This is a genomic window from Herbidospora solisilvae (genome assembly GCF_009901565.1).
In the GTDB taxonomy this organism is placed as follows: Bacteria; Actinomycetota; Actinomycetes; order Streptosporangiales; family Streptosporangiaceae; genus Herbidospora; species Herbidospora solisilvae.
On record NZ_WXEW01000006.1, the window covers coordinates 143,786 to 163,995 of the forward strand.

General features: G+C 70.2%; 23 protein-coding genes. 8 read left to right on the plus strand and 15 right to left on the minus strand.

The window, feature by feature from the left end; translation table 11 throughout:
* Window positions 1-2 precede the first annotated feature (2 nt).
* Genes GT755_RS20700 through GT755_RS20710 form a run of 3 tightly spaced genes read right to left on the minus strand, consistent with a single transcriptional unit; the run spans window position 3 to window position 2,423 of the window.
* Window positions 3-755 (minus strand): MBL fold metallo-hydrolase, encoded by a 753-nt coding sequence (locus GT755_RS20700; RefSeq protein ID WP_161481328.1) that lies wholly within the window; start codon window positions 753-755, stop codon window positions 3-5.
* The gene (gene murI / locus GT755_RS20705; RefSeq protein ID WP_232320494.1) at window positions 752-1,573 is read right to left on the minus strand and encodes a glutamate racemase; all 822 of its coding nucleotides are present in this window, start codon (window positions 1,571-1,573) and stop codon (window positions 752-754) included. The genes GT755_RS20700 and murI overlap by 4 nt, the downstream gene beginning before the upstream one ends.
* A gap of 55 nt (window positions 1,574-1,628) precedes the next feature.
* On the minus strand, window positions 1,629-2,423 hold the full coding sequence (locus GT755_RS20710) for a thioesterase family protein (protein WP_161481329.1): 795 nt from the start codon (window positions 2,421-2,423) through the stop codon (window positions 1,629-1,631).
* Between the two features lie 86 nt (window positions 2,424-2,509).
* Here GT755_RS20710 and GT755_RS20715 point away from each other — a divergent pair, with 86 nt between their 5' ends.
* The gene (locus GT755_RS20715; RefSeq protein ID WP_161481330.1) at window positions 2,510-2,842 is read left to right on the plus strand and encodes a hypothetical protein; all 333 of its coding nucleotides are present in this window, start codon (window positions 2,510-2,512) and stop codon (window positions 2,840-2,842) included.
* Window positions 2,843-2,925: 83 nt separating this feature from the next.
* Window positions 2,926-4,596, plus strand: coding sequence for a DUF3352 domain-containing protein (locus GT755_RS20720; protein ID WP_161481331.1), 1,671 nt, complete (start codon window positions 2,926-2,928; stop codon window positions 4,594-4,596).
* 62 nt (window positions 4,597-4,658) lie between these two features.
* On the opposite strand, the gene GT755_RS20725 is transcribed toward GT755_RS20720, so the two are convergent.
* From GT755_RS20725 to clpS, 5 genes are all read right to left on the minus strand, one after another.
* Complete coding sequence (locus GT755_RS20725) at window positions 4,659-5,606, minus strand: PLP-dependent cysteine synthase family protein (RefSeq protein WP_161481332.1); 948 nt, start codon at window positions 5,604-5,606, stop codon at window positions 4,659-4,661.
* A 6-nt stretch (window positions 5,607-5,612) separates the two neighbouring features.
* The gene (locus GT755_RS20730) at window positions 5,613-5,885 is read right to left on the minus strand and encodes a MoaD/ThiS family protein (RefSeq protein WP_030455581.1); all 273 of its coding nucleotides are present in this window, start codon (window positions 5,883-5,885) and stop codon (window positions 5,613-5,615) included.
* Window positions 5,886-6,018: 133 nt separating this feature from the next.
* A complete protein-coding gene (locus tag GT755_RS20735) occupies window positions 6,019-6,420 on the minus strand; it encodes a Mov34/MPN/PAD-1 family protein (protein WP_161481333.1) in 402 nt (133 codons plus the stop codon).
* A gap of 10 nt (window positions 6,421-6,430) precedes the next feature.
* On the minus strand, window positions 6,431-6,958 hold the full coding sequence (locus tag GT755_RS20740) for a DUF2017 domain-containing protein (RefSeq protein WP_030455579.1): 528 nt from the start codon (window positions 6,956-6,958) through the stop codon (window positions 6,431-6,433).
* Window positions 6,958-7,245 (minus strand): ATP-dependent Clp protease adapter ClpS, encoded by a 288-nt coding sequence (gene clpS, locus GT755_RS20745; RefSeq protein ID WP_034385731.1) that lies wholly within the window; start codon window positions 7,243-7,245, stop codon window positions 6,958-6,960. The genes GT755_RS20740 and clpS overlap by 1 nt, the downstream gene beginning before the upstream one ends.
* A gap of 39 nt (window positions 7,246-7,284) precedes the next feature.
* Between clpS and GT755_RS20750 the strand changes: the two genes are divergently transcribed.
* From GT755_RS20750 to GT755_RS20765, 4 genes are all read left to right on the plus strand, one after another.
* Window positions 7,285-8,562, plus strand: coding sequence for a nicotinate phosphoribosyltransferase (locus GT755_RS20750; protein WP_407929417.1), 1,278 nt, complete (start codon window positions 7,285-7,287; stop codon window positions 8,560-8,562).
* 61 nt (window positions 8,563-8,623) lie between these two features.
* Window positions 8,624-9,208, plus strand: a complete 585-nt coding sequence (locus GT755_RS20755; RefSeq protein WP_161481334.1) for an isochorismatase family protein — start codon at window positions 8,624-8,626, stop codon at window positions 9,206-9,208.
* Window positions 9,209-9,538: 330 nt separating this feature from the next.
* Window positions 9,539-10,036: a hypothetical protein gene (locus GT755_RS20760; protein WP_161481335.1), complete on the plus strand. Its 498-nt coding sequence runs from the start codon at window positions 9,539-9,541 to the stop codon at window positions 10,034-10,036.
* Window positions 10,037-10,152: 116 nt separating this feature from the next.
* Complete coding sequence (locus GT755_RS20765; RefSeq protein WP_202610323.1) at window positions 10,153-10,941, plus strand: integrase; 789 nt, start codon at window positions 10,153-10,155, stop codon at window positions 10,939-10,941.
* Window positions 10,942-11,048: 107 nt separating this feature from the next.
* Here the strand turns inward: GT755_RS20765 and GT755_RS20770 are convergent, their stop codons facing one another.
* The 6 genes from GT755_RS20770 to GT755_RS20795 form a co-directional block, all read right to left on the minus strand.
* The gene (locus GT755_RS20770) at window positions 11,049-11,549 is read right to left on the minus strand and encodes a GNAT family N-acetyltransferase (protein ID WP_161481336.1); all 501 of its coding nucleotides are present in this window, start codon (window positions 11,547-11,549) and stop codon (window positions 11,049-11,051) included.
* Complete coding sequence (locus GT755_RS20775) at window positions 11,546-13,294, minus strand: DEAD/DEAH box helicase (RefSeq protein WP_161481337.1); 1,749 nt, start codon at window positions 13,292-13,294, stop codon at window positions 11,546-11,548. Before GT755_RS20775 ends, GT755_RS20770 begins: the two co-directional genes overlap by 4 nt.
* A 129-nt stretch (window positions 13,295-13,423) precedes the next feature.
* Window positions 13,424-14,092, minus strand: coding sequence for a hypothetical protein (locus GT755_RS20780; RefSeq protein WP_161481338.1), 669 nt, complete (start codon window positions 14,090-14,092; stop codon window positions 13,424-13,426).
* Window positions 14,093-14,263: 171 nt separating this feature from the next.
* The gene (locus GT755_RS20785; RefSeq protein WP_161481339.1) at window positions 14,264-15,292 is read right to left on the minus strand and encodes a zinc metalloprotease; all 1,029 of its coding nucleotides are present in this window, start codon (window positions 15,290-15,292) and stop codon (window positions 14,264-14,266) included.
* Between the two features lie 81 nt (window positions 15,293-15,373).
* Window positions 15,374-15,637, minus strand: a complete 264-nt coding sequence (locus tag GT755_RS20790) for a DUF3039 domain-containing protein (protein ID WP_030455569.1) — start codon at window positions 15,635-15,637, stop codon at window positions 15,374-15,376.
* Between the two features lie 98 nt (window positions 15,638-15,735).
* A complete protein-coding gene (locus GT755_RS20795) occupies window positions 15,736-17,301 on the minus strand; it encodes a DHA2 family efflux MFS transporter permease subunit (RefSeq protein WP_161481341.1) in 1,566 nt (521 codons plus the stop codon).
* 134 nt (window positions 17,302-17,435) lie between these two features.
* Between GT755_RS20795 and GT755_RS20800 the strand changes: the two genes are divergently transcribed.
* Window positions 17,436-18,041, plus strand: a complete 606-nt coding sequence (locus GT755_RS20800) for a TetR/AcrR family transcriptional regulator (protein WP_161481342.1) — start codon at window positions 17,436-17,438, stop codon at window positions 18,039-18,041.
* Between the two features lie 270 nt (window positions 18,042-18,311).
* On the opposite strand, the gene GT755_RS20805 is transcribed toward GT755_RS20800, so the two are convergent.
* Window positions 18,312-18,890 carry a YqgE/AlgH family protein gene (locus GT755_RS20805; RefSeq protein ID WP_161481343.1) on the minus strand — a complete coding sequence of 193 codons (579 nt, stop codon included), beginning with the start codon at window positions 18,888-18,890 and terminating at the stop codon, window positions 18,312-18,314.
* A gap of 122 nt (window positions 18,891-19,012) precedes the next feature.
* Between GT755_RS20805 and GT755_RS20810 the strand changes: the two genes are divergently transcribed.
* Window positions 19,013-20,089, plus strand: coding sequence for a hypothetical protein (locus GT755_RS20810; RefSeq protein WP_161481344.1), 1,077 nt, complete (start codon window positions 19,013-19,015; stop codon window positions 20,087-20,089).
* Window positions 20,090-20,210 lie beyond the last annotated feature (121 nt).

Sequence of the window (20,210 nt, forward strand, 5' to 3'; positions counted from 1 at the left end):
CCTCACCCTAGGTCATAGACCGCACCGGATCGGGCCAACTCGATCTCGCCCGAATAGCCGCCCCGGTCGGCGTCGGCGCGGACGCGCGCGTCGTCGTGCCAGGGCACCAGGTGGGTGAGGACCAGCCTCCCGGCCCCGGCCTTGGCGGCGTGCTCGGCCGCCTGGCGGCCGGTCAGGTGGAGGTCGGGCGGGTTGCCGGGCCCGTCGAGGAACGAGGCCTCGCAGAGCAGCAGGTCGGTGTCGCCGGCCAGGCCGACGAGGGCGTCGCACTCGCCGGTGTCGGCCGAGTAGGTGACCGAGCGGCCGCCGTGGGCGACGCGCAGGCCGTAGGTCTCCACGGGGTGGTTGACCAGGGCCGCGGTGACCTGGAAGGGGCCGATCTCGAACGTGCCCGGCGACAGCGCCGTGAAGTCGAAGGCGGTCTCCATCGTGGGCTCCTGCGGCATCCCGTAGGCGGCGTTCAACCGCGCGGGGGCCATGGCGGGGGCGTACACGGGGATCTTGGGGAAGGGGGCGCCGGGGCCGTAGCTGCGGACGACGTGGTAGCCGCACATATCGAGGCAGTGGTCGGCGTGCAGGTGGGACAGGCAGATCGCGTCGATCTCGAACGGGCTGACGTGACGCTGCAGCGCGCCCAGGGACCCGTTGCCGAAGTCGACCAGCATCCGGAAGCCCTCGGCCTCGTACAGATAGCAGGACGACGGGCTCGCCGGGCCGGGGAAGCTGCCGGAGCAGCCGACGACGGTCAGTTTCACGCTGTTCCTCCGAACACGGGCGCGGCCAGTTCGACCGCCTGGATCTCCGGCCCGAGGAACCGCCGCCCGAGGGTCTCGAACAGCAGGGTGTCGCCGGTCGTGCCGAACCGGTGGGCGGGCACGCCCGAGGCCCGCACCAGGCCTCGGTCGCGCAGCACCCGGAAGACGTCTTTGGCGGTCTCCTCGGCGCTCGACACGAGCGTGACGCCGTCGCCGGCGACGTAGGAGATCGCGCCGAGCAGCAGCGGATAGTGGGTGCACCCGAGGATGAGGGTGTCGCAGCCGGCGTCGAGGATGGGCGTCAGGTATTCGCGCACCGCCTCGATGACGGCCTCGCTCTCGGTCTCGCCCCGTTCGACGAACTCGACCAGACGCGGCGCGGCGACCCCGACCAGCTCGACGTGGGGCGCGGCGGCGAAGGCGTCCTGGTAGGCCATCGAGGCGATGGTGGCCTGGGTGCCGATCACCCCGACCTTCCCGTTGCGGGTCGCCGACGCCGCCCGCCGGGTGGCCGGCTGGATGACCTCGACGACCGGCACCCGGTAGCGCTCGCGCGCGTCGCGCAGCACCGCCGCGCTGGCCGTGTTGCACGCGATCACGAGCATCTTGACGTCGTGGGACACCAGATGGTCGAGCAGCTCAAGGGCGTAGGACCTGACCTCGGCGATGCGCTTGGGGCCGTAGGGCTGGCGGGCCGTGTCGGCGACGTAGAAGACCGGTTCGTTGGGCAACTGGTCGATGATCGCGCGGGCTACGGTCAGCCCTCCGAAACCGCTGTCGAAGATCCCGATGGACCCCTGACCATAACTCTCCACCACGGAGTCAGCTTATGGCCGATCATGCGGCACGTCCCCGTGACACCGAGCACACTCTTCAGCCGCGTCCCACCCTCGCGAGCTGCCGCGACTGCGCGACGAGGCGTCCGGTGGAGTCCCACACCTCGGCGTCCTCGTCGAACCAGCCGTCGCCGACCATCCGCCCGGAGGCGAGGACGGTGAGCCAGCCGGGGGCCGGCAGGGCGCGCAGGTGCCAGGTGAGCTCGACCGTCGGGGCCCAGCCGCGCAGGCCCGCGCTGAAGACCACCGGGGGCAGCGCGTCGACCGCCAGGGCCAGCACGTACGGGTCGGGCTCCTGGCCGTGCCGCAGCCGGAAGTAGGCGCGCGACTCGGGGCGGCCGGTCGGCTCGCCGGTCAGCCAGCCGACGGTGGGCGGGTCGAACAGCAGCTCCATCTGGCCGTTCAGGTACATGTTCGACTCGGGCTTGGGCTCGGGCAGCGGCAGGCAGGCCTCGGGCGGCGGCATCGTGTGGGACGGCTCGCCCAGGTAGACCGGCTCGGCCAGCGGGTCGAGGGTCGCGGTGGTGACCAGCGTCTCCAGGATCGGGCCGTCGGCGCCGACCAGCGAGGCGCGGCTGATCGTCGTCGTCTTGCCCGTCTTCACCTGCTCGACCGTCACCCGGGCCGGGCCCGGCCGCCCGGACCGCAGGAACTGGGCGCCGGTCGAGACGGGGTGCTCGTGCGGGGAGTCGTCGACCGCCGCCCGCAGCAGCACGGCCATCAGATATCCGCCGTTCAGCGGGCCGCCGACCGAGTAGCCCTCGTCGAGGCACACGTCGTAGACGCCCTCGCCGACCCGGACCGCCCGGGTCGCCTCCCCGAAACCGCTCAACGCACCCTCCCGAATGTTGTTCTGGAACACTGTATCTTGACTGGTCCATAGCCGTCCGTACAGGGAGATCCGGGCATTCACCGGCCATGACGGGACGGGAACTGATCGGTCAGTGCGTTTGGGACGTGCGCGGGGTGTGGGTCGGTCACGTGGTGGACGTGCGCATGGTCACCGGCAGCCGCAACCCGTTCAAGAAGAGCGCCGAACCCGAGACCGCCGGGCTGGTCGTGTCGGCCACCCGGGCGCAGTTCCTCCTCGGCGTGCACCGCGACGCGAGCGGCCGGGTCAACGGCACCCTGCAGCAACTCACCCGGCTCCTGTACGCCCGCAGCCTGGTCGTCCCCTGGGATCTGGTGGAAACCAGCGATACAGGAGAAGTGCACCTCAAAGAGCCGAAAGATGTCCTTAAGCGCCAATAGTCAAGAAGGCTGCAAGCGATTCGCTACCGGCACGGCATACTTTCAGACTCGTCGGAGATCACCCCACTTTGCGAGTTGACCCCATGCCTGCCGAGAACCCCCCCGGTTTCCCCTTTGACGTCAGCGGCGGAGACCCGGACCGGACCATCAACTACCGCACGCCGCAGCAGCAGCCGCAGCCGCACGTAGAGCCGACCCGGATCGACTTCGGCGGCACCCAGCAGATGTACGCCCCCCAGCAGCCCCCGCAGCAGGGCCAGTGGCGCCAGCCCGAGGAACTGGGCTACGACCTGCCCCCCGTGGTGCACGCCCCCGTCCAGAAGCGCGGCCCCAAGGGCGCCATCATCGCCGTGATCGTCGCCGTGCTCGTCGGCCTGGTCGGCGGCGGCGGCGTGTGGGCCTTCTCCGCCCTGAGCGGCGGCGGCGCGCAGCCCGCCGAGGTGCTCCCGGCCGGCGCCCTCGCCTACGCCCGGATCGACCTCGACCCGGCCGCCAACCAGAAGCTGGCCCTGTTCGGCATCGCCCGCAAGTTCACCGCCACCAAGGACGCCTTCTCCGGCGACGACCCGCGTGAGGCCCTCTTCAAGGCCATCTCCTCGGACAACGAGAACTTCAAGGACATCGACTACGCGGCCGACATCGAGCCCTGGCTCGGCGACCGCATCGGCTTCGCCGTCATGCCCGGCAAGGACGCGAACGAGCCCGGCTTCGCCCTCGCGATCCAGGTGAAGGACGCCAACGCGGCCCGCGCCGGCATCGCCAAGCTCGACGCCGGCTCCGGCACCAAGACCGGCATGGTCATCCGCGGCGACTACGCCATCGTCTCCCCCACCCAGGCGGAGGCCGACAGGTACGCCACCGGCCCCACCTTGGCCGAGTCGGCCAACTTCACCGCCGACATGGAGGCCCTCGGCGAGCCGGGTGTGCTCTCCTTCTGGGGCGACCTCGGCCAGCTCGCCGCGATGGGCGGCGCCCAGGTCGCCGACCCGGCCCTGACCGACCAGCTGAAGAACGGCCGCTTCGCGGGGGCGCTGCGGTTCGACGGCTCCTACGCGGAACTCGCCGCCATCACCCGCGGCGTCAAGAGCCCGGTCACCGTGCAGACCAGCCCGGTGAAGCTGGGCGAGCTGCCCGACACCACCGCCGGGGCGCTGGCCATCTCCGGCCTCGGCGAGGGCGTCAAGGGCGGCTGGGATCAGATCGTGAAGTCGGTGGAGAGCACCGGCGGCGGCGCCCAGTTCAGCCAGTTCGTCACCCAGGCCCAGCAGCAGTTCGGCCTGACCCTGCCCGACGACCTGGCCACCCTGCTCGGCGACAGCATCACCGTCGCGATCGACTCGCAGGGCCTCGACGGCAACATGCCGAACGCTGGCGCCGTGCTGGCCACCGACCCGGCCAAGGCCGGCGAGGTGCTGACCAAGGTCGAGCAGGCGCTCGCCGTCGCCGGTCAGCCGCTCCAGCTCGCCAAGGCCCCCGGCGAGGGCAAGCTGGTCGTGGCCACCAACCAGGACTACGCGAACAAGCTCGCCGCCGGCGGCACGCTGGCCGACAGCGAGACCTTCCAGACCGCGGTCCCGAACGCCGACTCGGCCGGGTTCGGACTCTTCGTCGACCTCGACAAGATCGAGAACCTCTACCTGCAGGGCATGTCGGAGGAGGACAAGGCCAACCTCCAGGTGCTCCGCGCGGTGGGCATGAGCGGCGGAACATCGGGGAGCGACGCGAACTTCTCCCTGCGCGTGCTGTTCAATTGACATAAGGGAAGGGCCCCGCCTCAACTCTCAGGGAGGCGGGGCCCTTCTCGTGTATCTGCGGGTCAGGCCCAGAGTTGCCCTTCGAGGCGGTCTTCGGCCTCGTCGAGGGTGCCCTCGTAGGCGCCGGTCGACAGGTACTTCCAGCCGCCGTCGGCGACCACGAACACGATGTCGGCCCGCTCCCCCTCCTGCACGGCCTTGCGGCCCATGCCGATGGCGGCGTGGAGGGCGCAGCCGGTGGAGATGCCGGCGAAGATGCCCTCGGTGGCCAGCAGCTCACGCGTGCGCTTGAGGGCGTCGGCCGAGGTCACCGAGTAGCGGGTGGTCAGCACCGACTCGTCGTAGATCTCCGGGATGAAGCCCTCGTCGACGTTGCGCAGGCCGTAGACGAGCTCGCCGTAGCGGGGCTCGGCGGCCACGATCTTGACGTCGGGCTTGTGCTCCCGCAGGTAGCGGCCGACGCCCATGAGGGTGCCGGTCGTGCCCAGGCCCGCCACGAAGTGGGTGACCGTCGGCAGGTCGTCGAGGATCTCGGGACCGGTCGACTCGTAGTGGGAGCGCCAGTTGGCCGGGTTGCCGTACTGGTAGAGCATGATCCAGTCGGGGTGTTCGGCCGCCAGGCCCTTGGCCACCCGGACCGCCTCGTTGGAGCCGCCCGCCGCGGGCGACGAGATGATCTCGGCGCCGTACATGCGCAGCAGCTGGCGGCGCTCCTCGGAGGTGTTCTCGGGCATGACGCAGATCAGCTTGTAACCCTTGAGCCGGGCCGACATCGCCAGCGAGATGCCGGTGTTGCCGGAGGTCGGTTCGAGGATCGTGCAGCCGGGGGTGAGCACCCCGTCCTTCTCGGCCTGCTCGATCATCCACAGGGCGGGCCGGTCTTTGATCGAGCCGGTCGGGTTGCGGTCTTCGAGCTTGGCCCAGATCCGCACGTCAGGCGACGGCGAGAGGCGGGGCAGCCCGACGAGCGGGGTGCGGCCGACCGACTCGATCAGCGAGTCGAAGCGCATGGGTGATCAGCCACCGGCGACGGCGGGGAGCACGGTGACCGTGTCGCCGTCGGAGACGGGGGTGCCGAGCCCGCCGAGGAACCGGACGTCCTCGTCGTTGAGGTAGACGTTCACGAACCGGCGGAGCTTGTCGTTCTCGACGAGCCGGGCCTTGATCCCCGGGTGCCGGGCCTCCAGGTCGCCGATCAGCTCTTCGATCGTGGCGCCGGAGGCGTCGACGGCCTTGGCGCCGTCGGTGTAGGTGCGCAGGATGGTCGGGATGCGGACCTCGATGGCCATGTCTCGTTCTCTCTTCTCGTCTTCAGGTCTGTGGTGTACGGGGAAATGTGAACGTCAATGACAGTCGTAGACCACGACGGAAGGAGAGTGCGCGAAGAGGTACGGTTGCACGCCCAGGGACATGACATCCATTTTAAACGCCCGGTTCCAGGATCTTTACGTCCTCCTCCTCGATCACGCCGTCGACGATCCGGAACGACCGGAACTGGGCGAGCGCGGTGGAGTAGAGGACGTAGTGGGCGCCCGGCTCCGACGCGTAGGAGACGTCGGTGCGCGAGGGGTAGGCCTCGGTGGCCGTGTGGGAGTGGTAGATCACGACGGGCTCTTCGTCGTTGTCGTCCATCTCACGCCAGACGCGGAACTGCTCCATCGAGTCGAACCGGTAGAACGTGGGAGAGCGCTCGGCGTTCTCCATCGGGACGAACCGCTCGGGCACGCCGGCCCGCCCGGCGATGACGCCGCAGGCCTCGTCGGGATGGTCCGCCGTCGCGTGGGCGATGATCCGGTCGACCAGTTCGCGCGAGATCGTCAGCATGGTCGCGAACCTACCAAAGGGCCTGGACGAGGGTGTCCTGCAGGTAGGTCAGCCAGTCGTAGGTGACGAAGGCCGGGTAGCGGGGGTCGTCGTCGCCCATCCCGGCGATCTCCTCGTGGGTGTCCTCGGTGACCTCAAGACGTACACCCAGCACCAGCCGGAGGTCGTTGAGGGCGCGCAACCAGGCCTGGGCCTGTTCGGTGGTCAGCGTCACCTGGCCGCCGGCGGCGGTCTCGATCAGCGTGAGCGCGTCGGCCCGCTTGGCGTCGCGCAGATCGCCCTCGGTGTAGCGGCGGAACTCGGCGGAGGCGGCGTCGTCGTCGGCGTAGGCCGACGGGAAGAGCCGCGCGAGCACCGGATCGGTCGGCTCGGTGGCGGGCCCGATGCGCAGCGCCCGCTCCAGCGGGTCGTCGCCGGTCTCCCCCGGCTCGACCACGTCGAGCACCATCGAGGCCACCAGCGACCGGAGCACGCCGGCCTCGGCCGCGTCGAGATGGACCGACACGCCCTCGCGCGTCGCCCTGAAACCGTGACCCATCAGCCGTCCTTCTGCAGGGTCGCCCAGAGGCCGTAGGAGTGGAGGGTCTGGACGTCGCGCTCCATCTCCTCCCGCGTGCCGCTCGACACGACGGCCCTGCCCTTGTGGTGGACGTCGAGCATGAGCTTCTCGGCCTTCTCCCGGGCGTAGCCGAAGACGCTCTGGAAGACATAGGTCACATAGGACATGAGGTTGACCGGGTCATTCCAGACGATGGTCACCCACGGCAAATCTGGGCGAACGTCAGCTTTCGGACGCTCAACCTCGATCGGAGCGGTGCTACCCACATCCCCAATCCTGCCTCACCGCGGTCGTACTCTCGACTCGTGCAAACGTCCATGAGCTCGGCCTTGCTAACAGACATGTATGAGTTGACCATGTTGCGGGCGGCGCTGGCCGGCGGCACCGCCCATCGCCGGGCGGTGTTCGAGGTCTTCGCCCGCCGCCTCCCCGCGGGCCGCCGCTACGGCGTCGTCGCAGGCACCGGCCGGGTCCTCGCCGCCATCGAGGAGTTCCGCTTCGGCGACCCGGAGCTGGAGTTCCTGGAAGACGTCGTCGACCCGCCGACCCTGTCGTTCCTCGCCGACTTCCGTTTCTCCGGGGATGTGTACGGCTACCGCGAAGGTGAGACGTACTACCCGGGCTCCCCGATCATGGTCGTCGAGGGCACCTTCGCCGAGGCGGTGGTCCTGGAGACGGTGATCCTGTCGATCCTCAACCACGACTGCGCGATCGCCTCGGCCGCCTCCCGCATGACCCGCGCGGCCCAGGGACGCCCGCTGATCGAGATGGGCTCCCGCCGCACCCACGAGAGGGCGGCCGTCGCCGCCGCCCGCGCCGCCTACCTGTGCGGCTTCGCGACCACCTCCAACCTCCAGGCCGGCCGCGAGTACGGCATCCCGACGGCCGGCACCAGCGCCCACGCCTTCACCCTGCTCCACGACTCGGAGGAGGCCGCCTTCCGCTCCCAGATCGACGCCCTCGGGCCGTCGACGACCCTGCTGGTCGACACCTATTCGGTGGAGGAGGCCGTGCGGACCGCCGTGAAGCTGGCCGGCGGCGACCTGGGCGCGGTCCGGATCGACTCGGGCGACCTGGGCGTGGTCGCCATCGAGGTCAGGCGCCAGCTCGACTCCCTCGGCGCCGACCGCACCCGGATCGTGGTGACGGGCGACCTCGACGAACACGCCATCGCCGCCCTGGCCGTGGCCCCCGTCGACGGCTACGGCGTCGGGACGAAACTGGTGACCGGCTCGGGCGCCCCCACGGCGAACCTGGTCTACAAACTGGTCGACCGCGAGGACCTGACCGGGACCATGAAGCCGGTCGCCAAGACCTCGGTGGGCAAGCCGAGCCGGGGCGGCCGCAAGTGGGCCTACCGTTCCCTGGAGGACGGGGTCGCGGTCGAGGAGATCGTCTCCAACCGCCCCGACGACTCCCTCGGCCGCCCGCTGCTCGCCCACCTGGTCAGCGGCGGCGAGATCATCGGCCGCGAGCCCCTGGACGACGCCCGCGCCCGGCATCACGAGTCGATGCGTGAATTGCCGCAAATCGCCCATAGTCTGTCGCCGGGCGACCCGGCTGTGCCTACTATTTTCTCCTGATCGCGGGAGAGCGGCGCATGAGGACGACGCCGGTCTCCCGCGATCTTCTAGATTGGGACGTATGACCACCGCGCTTGTGATCGTCGACGTGCAGAACGACTTCTGCGAGGGCGGCAGCCTGGCCGTGACCGGCGGCGCGGGCGTGGCCGCGGCCATCAGCGTCCACGTGGCGCGGGGCGACTACGACCACGTGGTGGCCACCCGCGACTACCACGTCGACCCGGGCGCCCACTTCGCCCTCGACCCCGACTTCATGACGACCTGGCCCGCCCACTGCGTTGTGGGGACCACCGGGGCGGAGTTCCACCAGAACCTCGACACCGAGCCCATCGAGGAGATCTTCAGCAAGGGCACGCACGCGGCCGCCTACAGCGGGTTCGAGGGGCACTCCTCCGACGGGGTCGCGCTGGCCTCGTGGTTGCGGACCCGCGGGGTGTCCCGGGTCGACGTGGTGGGGATCGCGACCGACCACTGCGTGCGGGCCACGGCGATCGACGCGCGGGCACAGGGGTTCGACGTGCGGGTGCTGCTCGACCTGACGGCGGGCGTGATGCCGGTCACGACGGAGGCGGCGATGACCGAGATGGCGGCGGCCGGGGTGGAACTGACGGGCCACCCGATCGTGGCGGACGACCCCGAGGACTGACACCCGGGGTCGAGCTCACGGGCCGTCCGATCGTGGCGGACAACCCCAAGAACTGACACCCCGGCGTCGGGCGGCCGAGGTGGCACCGACGGGCCGCCCAATCATGGCGATCCGATTCCGAAGACCGAGACCCCGAGGTCGGCGTCGGGCGGCCAAGGCCGCCCGAAATTTCGGCATATCGAACCACGATCTGCGCAACGGACGGGACGACGGACCGGGTTCTCGGCTTCGGGTTGCCATTGCGCAACGTAGGGATACGCTTACCTGGCGTAATATCGTCTAGGTCGGCGGCTGGTCATGTTTGCTCTTGCTCTTGGTGTGTCGTGGTTGGTGCTGACGCCTGTCTGCGTCTGGTTGCTCTTCGGGATCGGTCAGCCGCTCCGCAACCGCCTCGGCGCCGTCGCGGGGATCGTCGCCCTCGAAGGCGCGACGATCGTCATGGCGTCCACCGGGCACCACCCCGAACCGCCGCCCGTGGCGGCGATCATGTCTCCGCGCCCGGTGCCGTCGCCAACCGAGTCGGCCTGTCCGGTCCGGCTTCCCCATCCGGATGAGGTACGCCTCTCCCGCACCCACGTCACCATCCTGTGGCCCGCCGTCATCGGCGAGTGCGAGACGGCGGCGGTCGTGCTGGGCGAGAAGGGCAACCGCCTGCGGGTGTGGGTGCACGAAGGCGCCCTGGTCGGAAACCACCGGGCGTCGGTGGTCCCGGTCAACATCGACGGCCGCACGGCGTTCGTCGACGTCGCCCGCAAACTGGCCCGGCACCGCTGGGTCGCGGTCGACGGCCGCAGCGGCGAACGCATCCCGACGATCACCCACGGCTGACCTGACCGCGGCCCGGCCACGGACAAGAAAATGCCGGGATCGTTGCACAAACCGACGTCCTCAGCTTCATGATCGGTACTGGCAACCAGGCGGGAAAGGGCGACCGTGGTGTGAAGGTGACGATGGTGAGCGTCGCGGCCAGACCCGGCCGTGTGAACGAGGACTTCACCGGAGCCACCCCCACGGCGGCCGTCCTGGTGGACGGCGCCGGCATCCCCGGCGCCGAGTCGACCTGCCGACACGGAGTGGCCTGGTATGCCCACACGTTGGGCGGCAGCCTCCTCTCCCTGTTGTCACTCACTCCGGGTTCGAGCCTTCCCGCGCTCCTCGCCGAGGCCATCACGCAGGTGACGGACGTGCACCGGCACACCTGCGACGTGACGAACCCCATCAGCCCGTCGGCGGCCGTGGCCGTGCTGCGGGTGTCGGACGGCGATCTCGACCACCTGGTTCTGGGTGACGCGGTCGTCGCCCTCGACCGACCCGCCGGCCCACCGATCGTCACCACGGACCCTCGCGAGCTGAGCGTCAGCCGCACCTATGAACCCACGCTGGCGGCCGCCACCCCGGGGAGCGACGAGTACAACCGCATCCTGGCCGACCTGCGCGCCCGCCGAAACCAGCCGGGCGGCTTCTGGGTGGCCAAGGACGACCCGCGAGCGGCGGACGAGGCGGTCACCGGGCGCCACTCCGTCTCGGAGTTGTCCGCCGCCGTCCTGCTCAGCAACGGCGCCGGCCGGATCGTGGACCCCTTCGGTCTCACCGGCTGGCCACAGGCCCTCGCCGTGCTGGCGTCGAACGGACCCGCCGCACTCGTCGACCAGGTCCGGCGGGCGGAAGCAGAACACGCGACGAGGCCGGACGACGCCACCATCGCCTACTGCACCGACCTCGGCGGCCCCTGAGCGCACGTGCACACCGATGCCGCGGTCGGCGGTGGGGTCGCGCGCGGGAGGTGGTCCAACCGCAACCGTCGCCCACTCGGCAGCCCAATGCGCGAACGCCCCACTCCCTACGGCACCCCGCGCACGTACTCGACCTGGTCGATCAGCCCGCCCTCGCCGAAGTCGTGGCGCCGGCTCTCTCCCGACTCGACGAACCCCGTCTTCCGGTAGAACCGCCGCGACTGCGGCGTGTCCCGGAACGTCCACAGATGGACCGACCCGAACCCGTCGCGCTCCATCCGCGACAACGTCGCCGCCATCAGCGCCGCCGCGATTCCCGACCCCCACCCGTCGGGATGACCGTAGAAGCCGTAGATCTCCGCGGCGGAAGCCCAGTGAGCGGAGGGGCCGAAGTAGGAGAACGCCAGCGGGCGCTCCTCAAGGCGGGCCAGGAGAACCGTCTCGGCCCCCTCGGCCAGCACCGCGTGCCACTTCCCCCGCCGGTGGGCCACCGCCTTCTCGTAGAAAGACGGCTCGAAGAACGGCTCGTAGACGATCCAGCCCGCGGCGTGGATCTCCCCTAACGCGTCGCCGTCGTCGGCCCGCGCCACCCCGATCTCGATCGTCATTTACGCCCGGCCGCCCACTTGCGGATCATCGCGATGCGCTCGCGGATCTGGTCGGCGGTCGCCTGCGCGATGGCCGGCCCGCCGCACGACCGCCGCAGCTCGGCGTGGATGACGCCGTGGGGCTGCCCGGTGCGGTGGTTCCACGCCCCGACCAGCCCGTTGAGCTCCTTGCGCAGTTCGGCGATCTGCTCGTGGGGGGCCAGCTCGGGCGGCGCGGCCTTGGGCTTCTTCCTGGCGGCCGCCTGCTGGTCGGCCTGCCGCTTGCGCAGCAGCGAGGCCACCTGTTCGGGCTCCAGGAGGCCGGGGAGCCCGAGGAAGTCTTCTTCTTCGGGGGAACCGGCGGCGGCGGCCGTGCCGAACTCTCCGCCGTCGTAGAGGACCCGGTCGAAGGTCGCCGACGCTTCCAGCGTCTGGAAGGGCAGTTCGTCGCCGAGCGTGTCGGGTTGTTTCTGCTCGCGCTGGGCCTGCTCCAGGAGCAGGTCGTCGAGGCCGTCTTCGTCGCGTTTGCGGCCCAGGACGTGGTCGCGCTCGGCCTCCATCTCGGCCGCGAAGCTGAGCAGCAGCGGCACCGACGGGACGAACACCGACGCCGTCTCGCCGCGTTTGCGCATGCGCACGAAACGCCCGATGGCCTGCGCGAAGAACAGCGGCGTGGAGATGCTGGTGGCGTAGATGCCGACGGCCAGGCGCGGGATGTCGACGCCTTCTGACACCATGCGGACCGCCACCAGCCAGCGCTGCTGCGACGCGCTGAACTCCTTGATCTTGGCGGACGCCCCGGGGTCGTCGGACAACACGACCGTCGCGCCCTCGCCCGTCACCGCGCGCAGGTGTTTGGCGTAGGCGCGGGCCGCCTCGTGGTCGGTGGCGATGATGAGGCCGCCCGCATCGGGCATGCCGCGCCGGACCTCGGTGAGGCGGCGGTCGGCGGCCTGGATGACCTGGCGGATCCAGTCGCCCTTCGGGTCGAGGGCGGCCCGCCAGGCCTGGCCGAGCTGGTCTTTGGTCAGCGGGGTGCCGAGGGTGGCGGTGATCTCGTCGCCGGCGCGGGTGCGCCACTTCATCTCGCCGCTGTAGGCGAGGAAGATGACCGGCCGCACGACGCCGTCGGCCAGCGCGGGCCCGTAGCCGTAGCTGTAGTCGGAGACGCTGCGCAGCGCGCCCTCGGCGTCTTCGGTGTAGCCGACGAACGGGATGGGGTTGTCGTCGGAGCGGAACGGGGTGCCGGTCAGCTGCAGGCGGCGGGTGGCCGGTTCGAACGCCTCGCGCACGCCGTCGCCCCACGACTTGGCGTCGCCCGCGTGGTGGATCTCGTCGAAGATGACGAGCGTCTTGCGCGCCTCGGTGCGGGCGCGGTGGAGCGCGGGATGCATCGCGACCTGGGCGTAGGTCACCGCGACGCCCGTGTAGTCGCGCGAGGTGACGCCCTGGCTGTTCTTGAACTCGGGGTCGATGCCGATGCCGACCCGGCCCGCGGCGTCGGCCCACTGGCGCTTGAGGTGTTCGGTCGGCGTGACGATCGTCACGGCCTTGATGACGCCCCGGCTCAGCAGTTCGCTCGCGATGCGCAGCGCGTAGGTGGTCTTACCGGCGCCCGGGGTCGCGACCGTCAGGAAGTCGCGCGGTTCGCGGGTGAAGTAGAGGTCGAACGCCTCCTGCTGCCACGCGCGCAGCTTCGGGGCGGTGCCCCACGCGGCGCGGTCGGGATATGACGGCGACAGGTGGGACGCGGCCGACGTGCTCACGCGCGCCTCCCGCCGGTCACTCGGACATTGCCGTATCTATCGGTTCCCCTCACGTGGCCACAGACTAGCCGGACCCACCGACAAGACGTGCCGAGGCCGCGAGATCCTCGCCATCGTCGCTGGTAAGTGTTATCGCGCGCCCGTCATGATCGTGTCTATCTCGCGCCGCGCGGCGGGGTCGTCGGGGTGTGCGAGGCCCAGCATCACGACGCTGCGGGCCTCTTCCGCGGTGAGCACGGTCACCCGCAGGAAGGCCGGCTGGTTCACCACGTCGCGGTACCCGGCCCGCACCGCGCGGGTGTGGCCGGTGCGTCCGCCGATCTCGACCTTCTTGTCCTCCACGACGTCGATCGTGTCGCCGTGCAGCAGCAGCCGCGAGTAGGTCTCGGCCAGTTTCAGCAGCGCGGGGCGCGGATCGGCCGCGTCGAGCTTCTCTCCCGGACGGGCCATCACCGTGGCGCGGTCGTCGTTGACGGCGACCGAGGTGAACCCGGTGACGGGCGCGAGCGCGCCCTCGTGCCAGCCCGCCGGGATCGGGTAGGTGAGCCCGGCCAGCCGGTCGGTGACCAGCACCGTTTCGGCCACCGTCTCGACCGGGGCCTCGGGACGGTTCAGCACGAAGAACACCACGCCCCCGATGACCGCCCCCGCGCCGAGGGACACCAGCGCGATCAGCAGGAGCCGGCGCAGCCTGCGGGGGATGCGGCGCGGCGGTGGAGCGGGCGTGCCGTACCAGCGGGCCGAAGGGGGCAGATCGTCGGCGTGGTCGGTGGGCGGCCAGACCCTCCGCTCGTCCATGCCGCCAAGTCAGTCACGCCGGAGCCCCAGCCGTCAACAAAGATCACGTTTTCGCTATCAGGACAAGAGCCTCGTTCCGTTACGGCTCCGCCCACCCCGGCCCCGCCCGCCGCCCCGGATGAAGGCCGCATCCGGCGCTCACCGGCCCCGCGGGCCGGCCGCCGAAACGGCTCAGCCCCGCCCGCGCGGCAGGAACAACGAGGCGGCCATCCCCGTATAGGGCCGAGGGGGCGCGATCGGCGCCTGGCCCGCCTGGGTGCCGAGCAGCCCGGCCACCATGCTCGACCGCGTCTGCGCCCCCGCGACGCCACCCCGGTAGGTCACCCACGCCCGCCGCATCCGCAGCCCCTGTCCGGCGGTGAACTGGTTCATGCAGCGGTCGTGCGCGTAGTCCATGAAGTTGTGGATCGGGTCCTCGCCGGGCGCCGTGCACGAGTCGCGCCTCTCGGGGCAGCCCTCGGTCGGCGTGGCCTGGAACGGGGTGTCGTCGACGGAGTCGCCCGGTTCGGAGCAGCCGTTCTCGAAGGTGTGGACGAGGCCCAGCCAGTGGCCGATCTCGTGGACGCCGGTGAAGCCCAGGCTGAAGTTGCGCAGCGCCCCACCGGGCAGGGTGCGCCAGTCGATGACCACGCCGTCCTGGCTGGGGTTGCCGGCGTACCAGTTGGGATAGGTCGCATAACCCAGCACGAGTTCGCTGAGCTGGGAGATGTACAGGTTGAGGGTCTCCGAGCCACCCCTGCGCAGGCCGGACTTCATGGGGTCTTCCATGCCGAGCGGGTTGCGGAACCAGTCGCGGTTCTCGGTGCGGGTGATGCCGCGCAGCGCGAACCGCACGCCCGTGTCGGCGCCGCCGTAGCCGCCCGCGTAGGCCCGGTTGAGCACGTTGACCTGCTCGCGGACCGCGGCGTCGGGCGCGCCGGTCTGGCCGTCGGTCAGCACGTGCACCCACAGCGGCACGGTCACCGTCGCGGGGATCGGCCCGGGGTGGTTGCGCAGGGCCGCGTTCATCTGGGCGAACTCGGTGGCCGTCAGCGGCCGTGGCTCGGCGCGGCCGGACGTGCGAGCGGGCGACGGGCAGTCGTGGTCATGCGCGTGGTCGTGCCCGTGGTCATGCGCCTGGTCGTGGTCCGCGCCTTCGGCGGGTGGGCCCAGCAGTGAAAAAACGCATGCCAAAGAGACGGCGAGAAGACGCCGGGCCATTCGATTCCCCCGATGCGACCGGTCCGGACCAGGGTTCGAACGCTAGCCGCATCGGAGTCGATCAAGGTGGAGTGACACCCGTCACTTGTCGTCGCCCGACTCACCCTTGGGGAGACCCTCGTAGATCTCCTTGCATTCGGGGCAGACGGGATATTTCTTGGGATCACGGCTGGGCACCCACACCTTGCCGCAGATCGCCCGGACCGGCGCACCCGTGATGTAGCTCTCGGTGACCTTGTTCCGGTCGGCGTAGTGGCTGAACCGCTCGTGGTCGCCGTCGCCGCCGTGGGACGTGCGCGGGACGACCTCGGTCTTCTGGTCGGGAAGAATCTTCGTACTGCTCACGGAAACCGAGTCTACAAACTTGGATGGCCCCCACCCCAAAGTGAGACGCTGTGAATCTGCCTCAAAACAGGAGATGGGAGCCATCGTTTGGGAGTTTCTCAGCCGATGTGCACCGCGGCGCCCTCGGTCTTGCGGCCCGCCTTCACGAGCAGGGCGATGACCGCCGCGAAGACCGCCACGCCGGCGCTGACCTCGAAGCCGAGGTGGAGGCCGTCCATGAACGACAGGTGGGAGGCGTTGGTGACCGCGCCGGCGATCTGCTCGGGCAGGCCCTGGGGGGCGGCGCCGTAGGAGGCGGCGTCCTTGAGGCCGGCGAGCTGGTCCGGGGGGAACGCCTGGGCGGCGGGGCCGAGGTAGCCCTCGTACACCGAGGAGACCTTCGCGGCGACGATCGCGCCGAGGATCGCGGTGCCCAGCGCGCCGCCGACCTGCATGGCCGACTGCTGGAGGCCGCCCGCGACACCCGAGAGCTCCTCGGGGGCGTTGCCGACGATGATCTCGGTGGCGCCGACGAAGACGGGCGACAGGCCGAAGGCCAGCAGCACGAACGGGATGGCGCTGTCGACGAACGTCGCGTCGATCGACAGGCGCGACATCAGGAACATCGCGACGGCGGTGATGAGCATGCCGCCCGAGATCATGATCCGCGGCCCGAGCTTGCCGATGAGGAACCCGGCCAGCGGCGAGGCGACGATCATGCCGGCGCTCATCGGCAGCATGCGCAGGCCCGACTCCAGCGGCGACAACCCGTGGACGCCCTGGAAGAAGAAGGTCAGGAAGAACATCGCGCCGAACATGGAGAACGCGGTGAGGATCATCAGGGTCGTCCCGACCGAGAACGACGCGTTGCGGAACAGGCCCAGCGGCAGCAGCGGCTGGGAGACCCGGCTCTGCCACCAGAGGAACGCGACGAGGAAGATCACGGCGACGGCGAGGGAGACCAGGGTGCCGGTGTCGCCCCAACCCCACTCGGGGGCCTTGATGATCGCCCAGACCAGCGAGAACATCATGATCGACAGCAGCACGACGCCCAGCCAGTCGACCTTCGAGAGGTACTTGGCCTTGCTCTCGCTCAGCGCCCACCAGCCGACCGCCAGGGCGATGACGCCGACGGGCACGTTGATGAAGAACACCGACTGCCAGCTGACGTGCTCGACCAGCAGGCCGCCCACGATCGGGCCGGCCGCCGACGACAGGCCGATGATGCCGCCCCAGGCGCCCATCGCCATGTTGAGCCGGTCGCCGGGGAAGGCCATGCGCAGCAGCGCGAGGGCGGCGGGCTGGAGCAGCGCGCCGAAGAGGCCCTGGAGCACGCGGAAGGCGATCAGCGGGCCGATCGACGAGGTGAGGCCGATCGCCAGCGAGGTCAGCGCGAAGCCGACGACGCCGATCAGGAACACCCGCTTGTGCCCGAAGATGTCACCGAGCTTGCCGGCGGTGATGAGGAAGACCGCCAGGGCCAGCAGATATCCGCTGGTGACCCACTGGAGGTCGGCGAGCGAGGCCTGGAGTTCGGCCCCGATGACCGGGTTGGCGATGGCGACGACGGTGCCGTCGAGCATCACCATGATCACGCCGAGCGAGACGGCCAGCAGGGTCAGCCACGGACGAGCTGGACCGGCTTCGCCTTGCGCCTCCTTCGGCAGGGCGGTGGTCTGTGACATAACGGGTTCTCCCCCGGATAGAAAGTCAACGCGACGTAGATTATGTCAGTCCATGACAGATGACAAAGTGTTTTATCCGACATATCCTGACAACTGGCAGATGGTGAACTGAATGTTTCGAGGAGGTGACAGGGGTGGGTCTGCGTGAGCGCAAGAAGCTCAAGACACGCGTCGCGCTCATCGACGCGGCCCTCGACCTGTTCCTGGAGCAGGGTTACGAGTCGACGACGATCGACCAGATCGCCGCGGCGGTCGACGTGTCGCCCCGCACGTTCTTCCGCTACTTCGGCTCGAAGGAGGACGTGGCGCTCGCCCCCGCCACCGACGCGCAGGACGTATTTCTATCGGAGCTCCACGACCGTCCCGGAACCGAGTCCCCCTTTACGGCGCTGGCGCAGGCCATGCGGGCCGCGGTGGCGCTGCTGCGCGACGGCGAGCCGGAGGACAAGCAGCGCTTCCTCAAGGCCAGACAGGTGGTGGAGGCGACCCCGACCATCTTCGCGGGCCAGATGCGCCTGATGCTGGCCAACGAACAGCGCATCCTGGAAGAGGTGGCCAGACGCCGGGGGGCCGACGACCTGCGCAGCCAGTTCGTGACGGCGACCTTCACGAGCACGATCAGAGTGGGCCTGGAGAACTGCACGCTCGAGGAGCTGAGCGACCTCGACGGCATGACCAAACGCCTGGAAGACACCTTCGCCCTGGTCGACGAACTGATGGTGGCCGGCTGGGACCGCTGACGGGGACTTTCCACAGGGCCCGGCGGACGCCCCGGAAACGTCGGCCACCGGGGCGAGGATGCTCCGACCCCGGGTGGGCGGGCCGGCCCTTGGCCCCAGCACCGCTGCAGCATGTCGGCCGCCGCACTGCGGCACACCTCCGGAAACGTCGGTCCGGTGAGCGATGATGCGTCTGGCCGGGGGCGGGCTGAGCGGCCTCCGGGCATCACTTCGGCACCGCGCGGCAGCACACCCGGAACGCCGCGGCGTATCCGCTTCCGGCTTCGGCGGTCAGTTCTGGGACGGGTCGTCGGGGTAGCTGGCGACGAAGGCCAGTTCGCCCGGCTGCCTTCTGAGGACCGTCCGCCACAACGACGACGGGTCCGGGTGGAAGGTGTCGCCCGGTTCGGAGTCGACGATGTACCAGGCGCCCTGGGCGACCTCGCCGGCGAGTTGCCCATGGGTCCAGCCGGCATAGCCGGCGAAGATCCGCATCTGGGAGATCTCGCCCGCCAGGATCTCGGGGGGCGCGTCGAGGTCGACGGTGCCGAGGCGGGAGACGCCCCGGCGGCCGGTGTGGAGGCGGCGCCAGCCGAGGGGTTCGGCGCCGCTCATGACGACGGCGAGGGCCAGGGCGCTGTCGGTCTGCACGGGGCCGCCCTCGAACAGCACCGACGGGCCGGTCACCAGAGGATCCCAGGTGGGGAGGACCGACGTGACGCTGATGTCGCTGGGCCTGTTGATCACCACACCGAGCGTGCCGCCGTCTTCGTCGTGCTCCAGGATGAGCACGACACTACGCCGGAAGTTCGGGTCGTCGAGCAGTGGCGTCGCCACCAGCAGCCCACCGACGTAGATCGACTCCGCCATACCCTCCATCATGCGACAGGAAGGCCGATTCGCGCACGTCACCCCACCCCGTTACTCTGAGTTACGAAATTGAGGGACATGGGAACTCTCCGTACCAGAAGGATCTTGGCCGAGGGGGACCCGTGGGACAGACGACACCGGCACGCAGGGCGTTCGCGCTGCTCGCCGCACCGATGGCGGCGGCGCTGCTGCTGCCCAGCCGGGCGGACGCGGCCCCGCCTCCGCTGCAGGTGAGATACGAGAAGATCGACTGCGAAACCGGCGAGGTCCTGGTCAGCATCACCAACCCGGGCCCCGACGCCCACGAGTTCACCCTCTACCGCGACGACGACGTCATCGCCCGCGGCCGGTCGGCGGCCAACGAGACCGTCGAGGAGTCGGTCCGGATCACCCGGAGCGCCCGCCTCAAGGTCCACGGCGACGGCGAACAGGTCTCCGAACGCTGGATCGACGCCTGCCGCCCCGCCGCCACCACCCGCACGGCCGGCCTCCAGAAACAGGACGGCCAGGGTGCCGACGACGTCCACCACGGCCTGTTCGACTTCGGCAAGTGGGGCCAGGAACGCGGCGAAGGCGGCGACCGCCAGCACGGCCTGTTCGACTTCGACAAATGGGGCCAGGAACGCGGCGAAGGCGGCGACCGCCACCACGGCCTCTTCGACTTCGACAAATGGGGCCAGGAACGCGGCGAAGGCGGCGACCGCCACCACGGCCTCTTCGACTTCGACAAATGGGGCCAAGGCCACCACGACCACGGCGAACGCCACCACGGCCTCTTCGACTTCGGCAAGTGGGGACAGGACCACCACGACCACCACGACCATCACGGCGGGTGGTGGGACCGGGGCGACCGGCCTCACGGCGTCTGGTGGAACCGCGAGGAGCACAACTGGTGGGACCGCGACCACCATCACCCCCACGACAACTGGTGGGACCGCGACGACCACCACGGCGGCTGGTGGGGCCGCGAAGACGACCACGGCCCCGACCACGGGGGCTGGGCCGAACGCGACGCCGAGAACATCGGCTGGTGGAACCGCGACCGCGTCCACGACGCGGACGTGCTCCCCTATACCGGCCCGCCCGCCGACCTGTGGGGCAAGGTCGCCACAGCGGGCGGCCTGGTCATCATGGGCGGCGTCTTCTGGTGGCTGGCCCGCGTCTGGCCCCGCCGCACCTTCCCCGTGACCCTGCGCTAGACGAAAACGGCCCGGCTGGAATCCCAGACCGGGCCGTAACGCGCCGGGGTATCAGCCCCACACTAGAAGGCCGACCCCGCAAGACCGTCAGCGCCAAGACCGTCAGCCCGCAAAGGCCATC

What these genes read in the sequence shown, in the direction of transcription:
- GT755_RS20715 (WP_161481330.1), top strand. Translation starts at nt 2,510, where the DNA reads ATGACGGGACGGGAACTGATCGGTCAGTGCGTTTGGGACGTGCGCGGG.
- GT755_RS20795 (WP_161481341.1), bottom strand. Translation starts at nt 17,301, where the DNA reads ATGTCACAGACCACCGCCCTGCCGAAGGAGGCGCAAGGCGAAGCCGGT.
- GT755_RS20740 (WP_030455579.1), bottom strand. Translation starts at nt 6,958, where the DNA reads ATGGGTCACGGTTTCAGGGCGACGCGCGAGGGCGTGTCGGTCCATCTC.
- GT755_RS20770 (WP_161481336.1), bottom strand. Translation starts at nt 11,549, where the DNA reads ATGACGATCGAGATCGGGGTGGCGCGGGCCGACGACGGCGACGCGTTA.
- GT755_RS20755 (WP_161481334.1), top strand. Translation starts at nt 8,624, where the DNA reads ATGACCACCGCGCTTGTGATCGTCGACGTGCAGAACGACTTCTGCGAG.
- GT755_RS20725 (WP_161481332.1), bottom strand. Translation starts at nt 5,606, where the DNA reads ATGCGCTTCGACTCGCTGATCGAGTCGGTCGGCCGCACCCCGCTCGTC.
- GT755_RS20785 (WP_161481339.1), bottom strand. Translation starts at nt 15,292, where the DNA reads ATGGCCCGGCGTCTTCTCGCCGTCTCTTTGGCATGCGTTTTTTCACTG.
- GT755_RS20780 (WP_161481338.1), bottom strand. Translation starts at nt 14,092, where the DNA reads ATGGACGAGCGGAGGGTCTGGCCGCCCACCGACCACGCCGACGATCTG.
- GT755_RS20735 (WP_161481333.1), bottom strand. Translation starts at nt 6,420, where the DNA reads ATGCTGACGATCTCGCGCGAACTGGTCGACCGGATCATCGCCCACGCG.
- GT755_RS20805 (WP_161481343.1), bottom strand. Translation starts at nt 18,890, where the DNA reads ATGGCGGAGTCGATCTACGTCGGTGGGCTGCTGGTGGCGACGCCACTG.
- GT755_RS20720 (WP_161481331.1), top strand. Translation starts at nt 2,926, where the DNA reads ATGCCTGCCGAGAACCCCCCCGGTTTCCCCTTTGACGTCAGCGGCGGA.
- GT755_RS20730 (WP_030455581.1), bottom strand. Translation starts at nt 5,885, where the DNA reads ATGGCCATCGAGGTCCGCATCCCGACCATCCTGCGCACCTACACCGAC.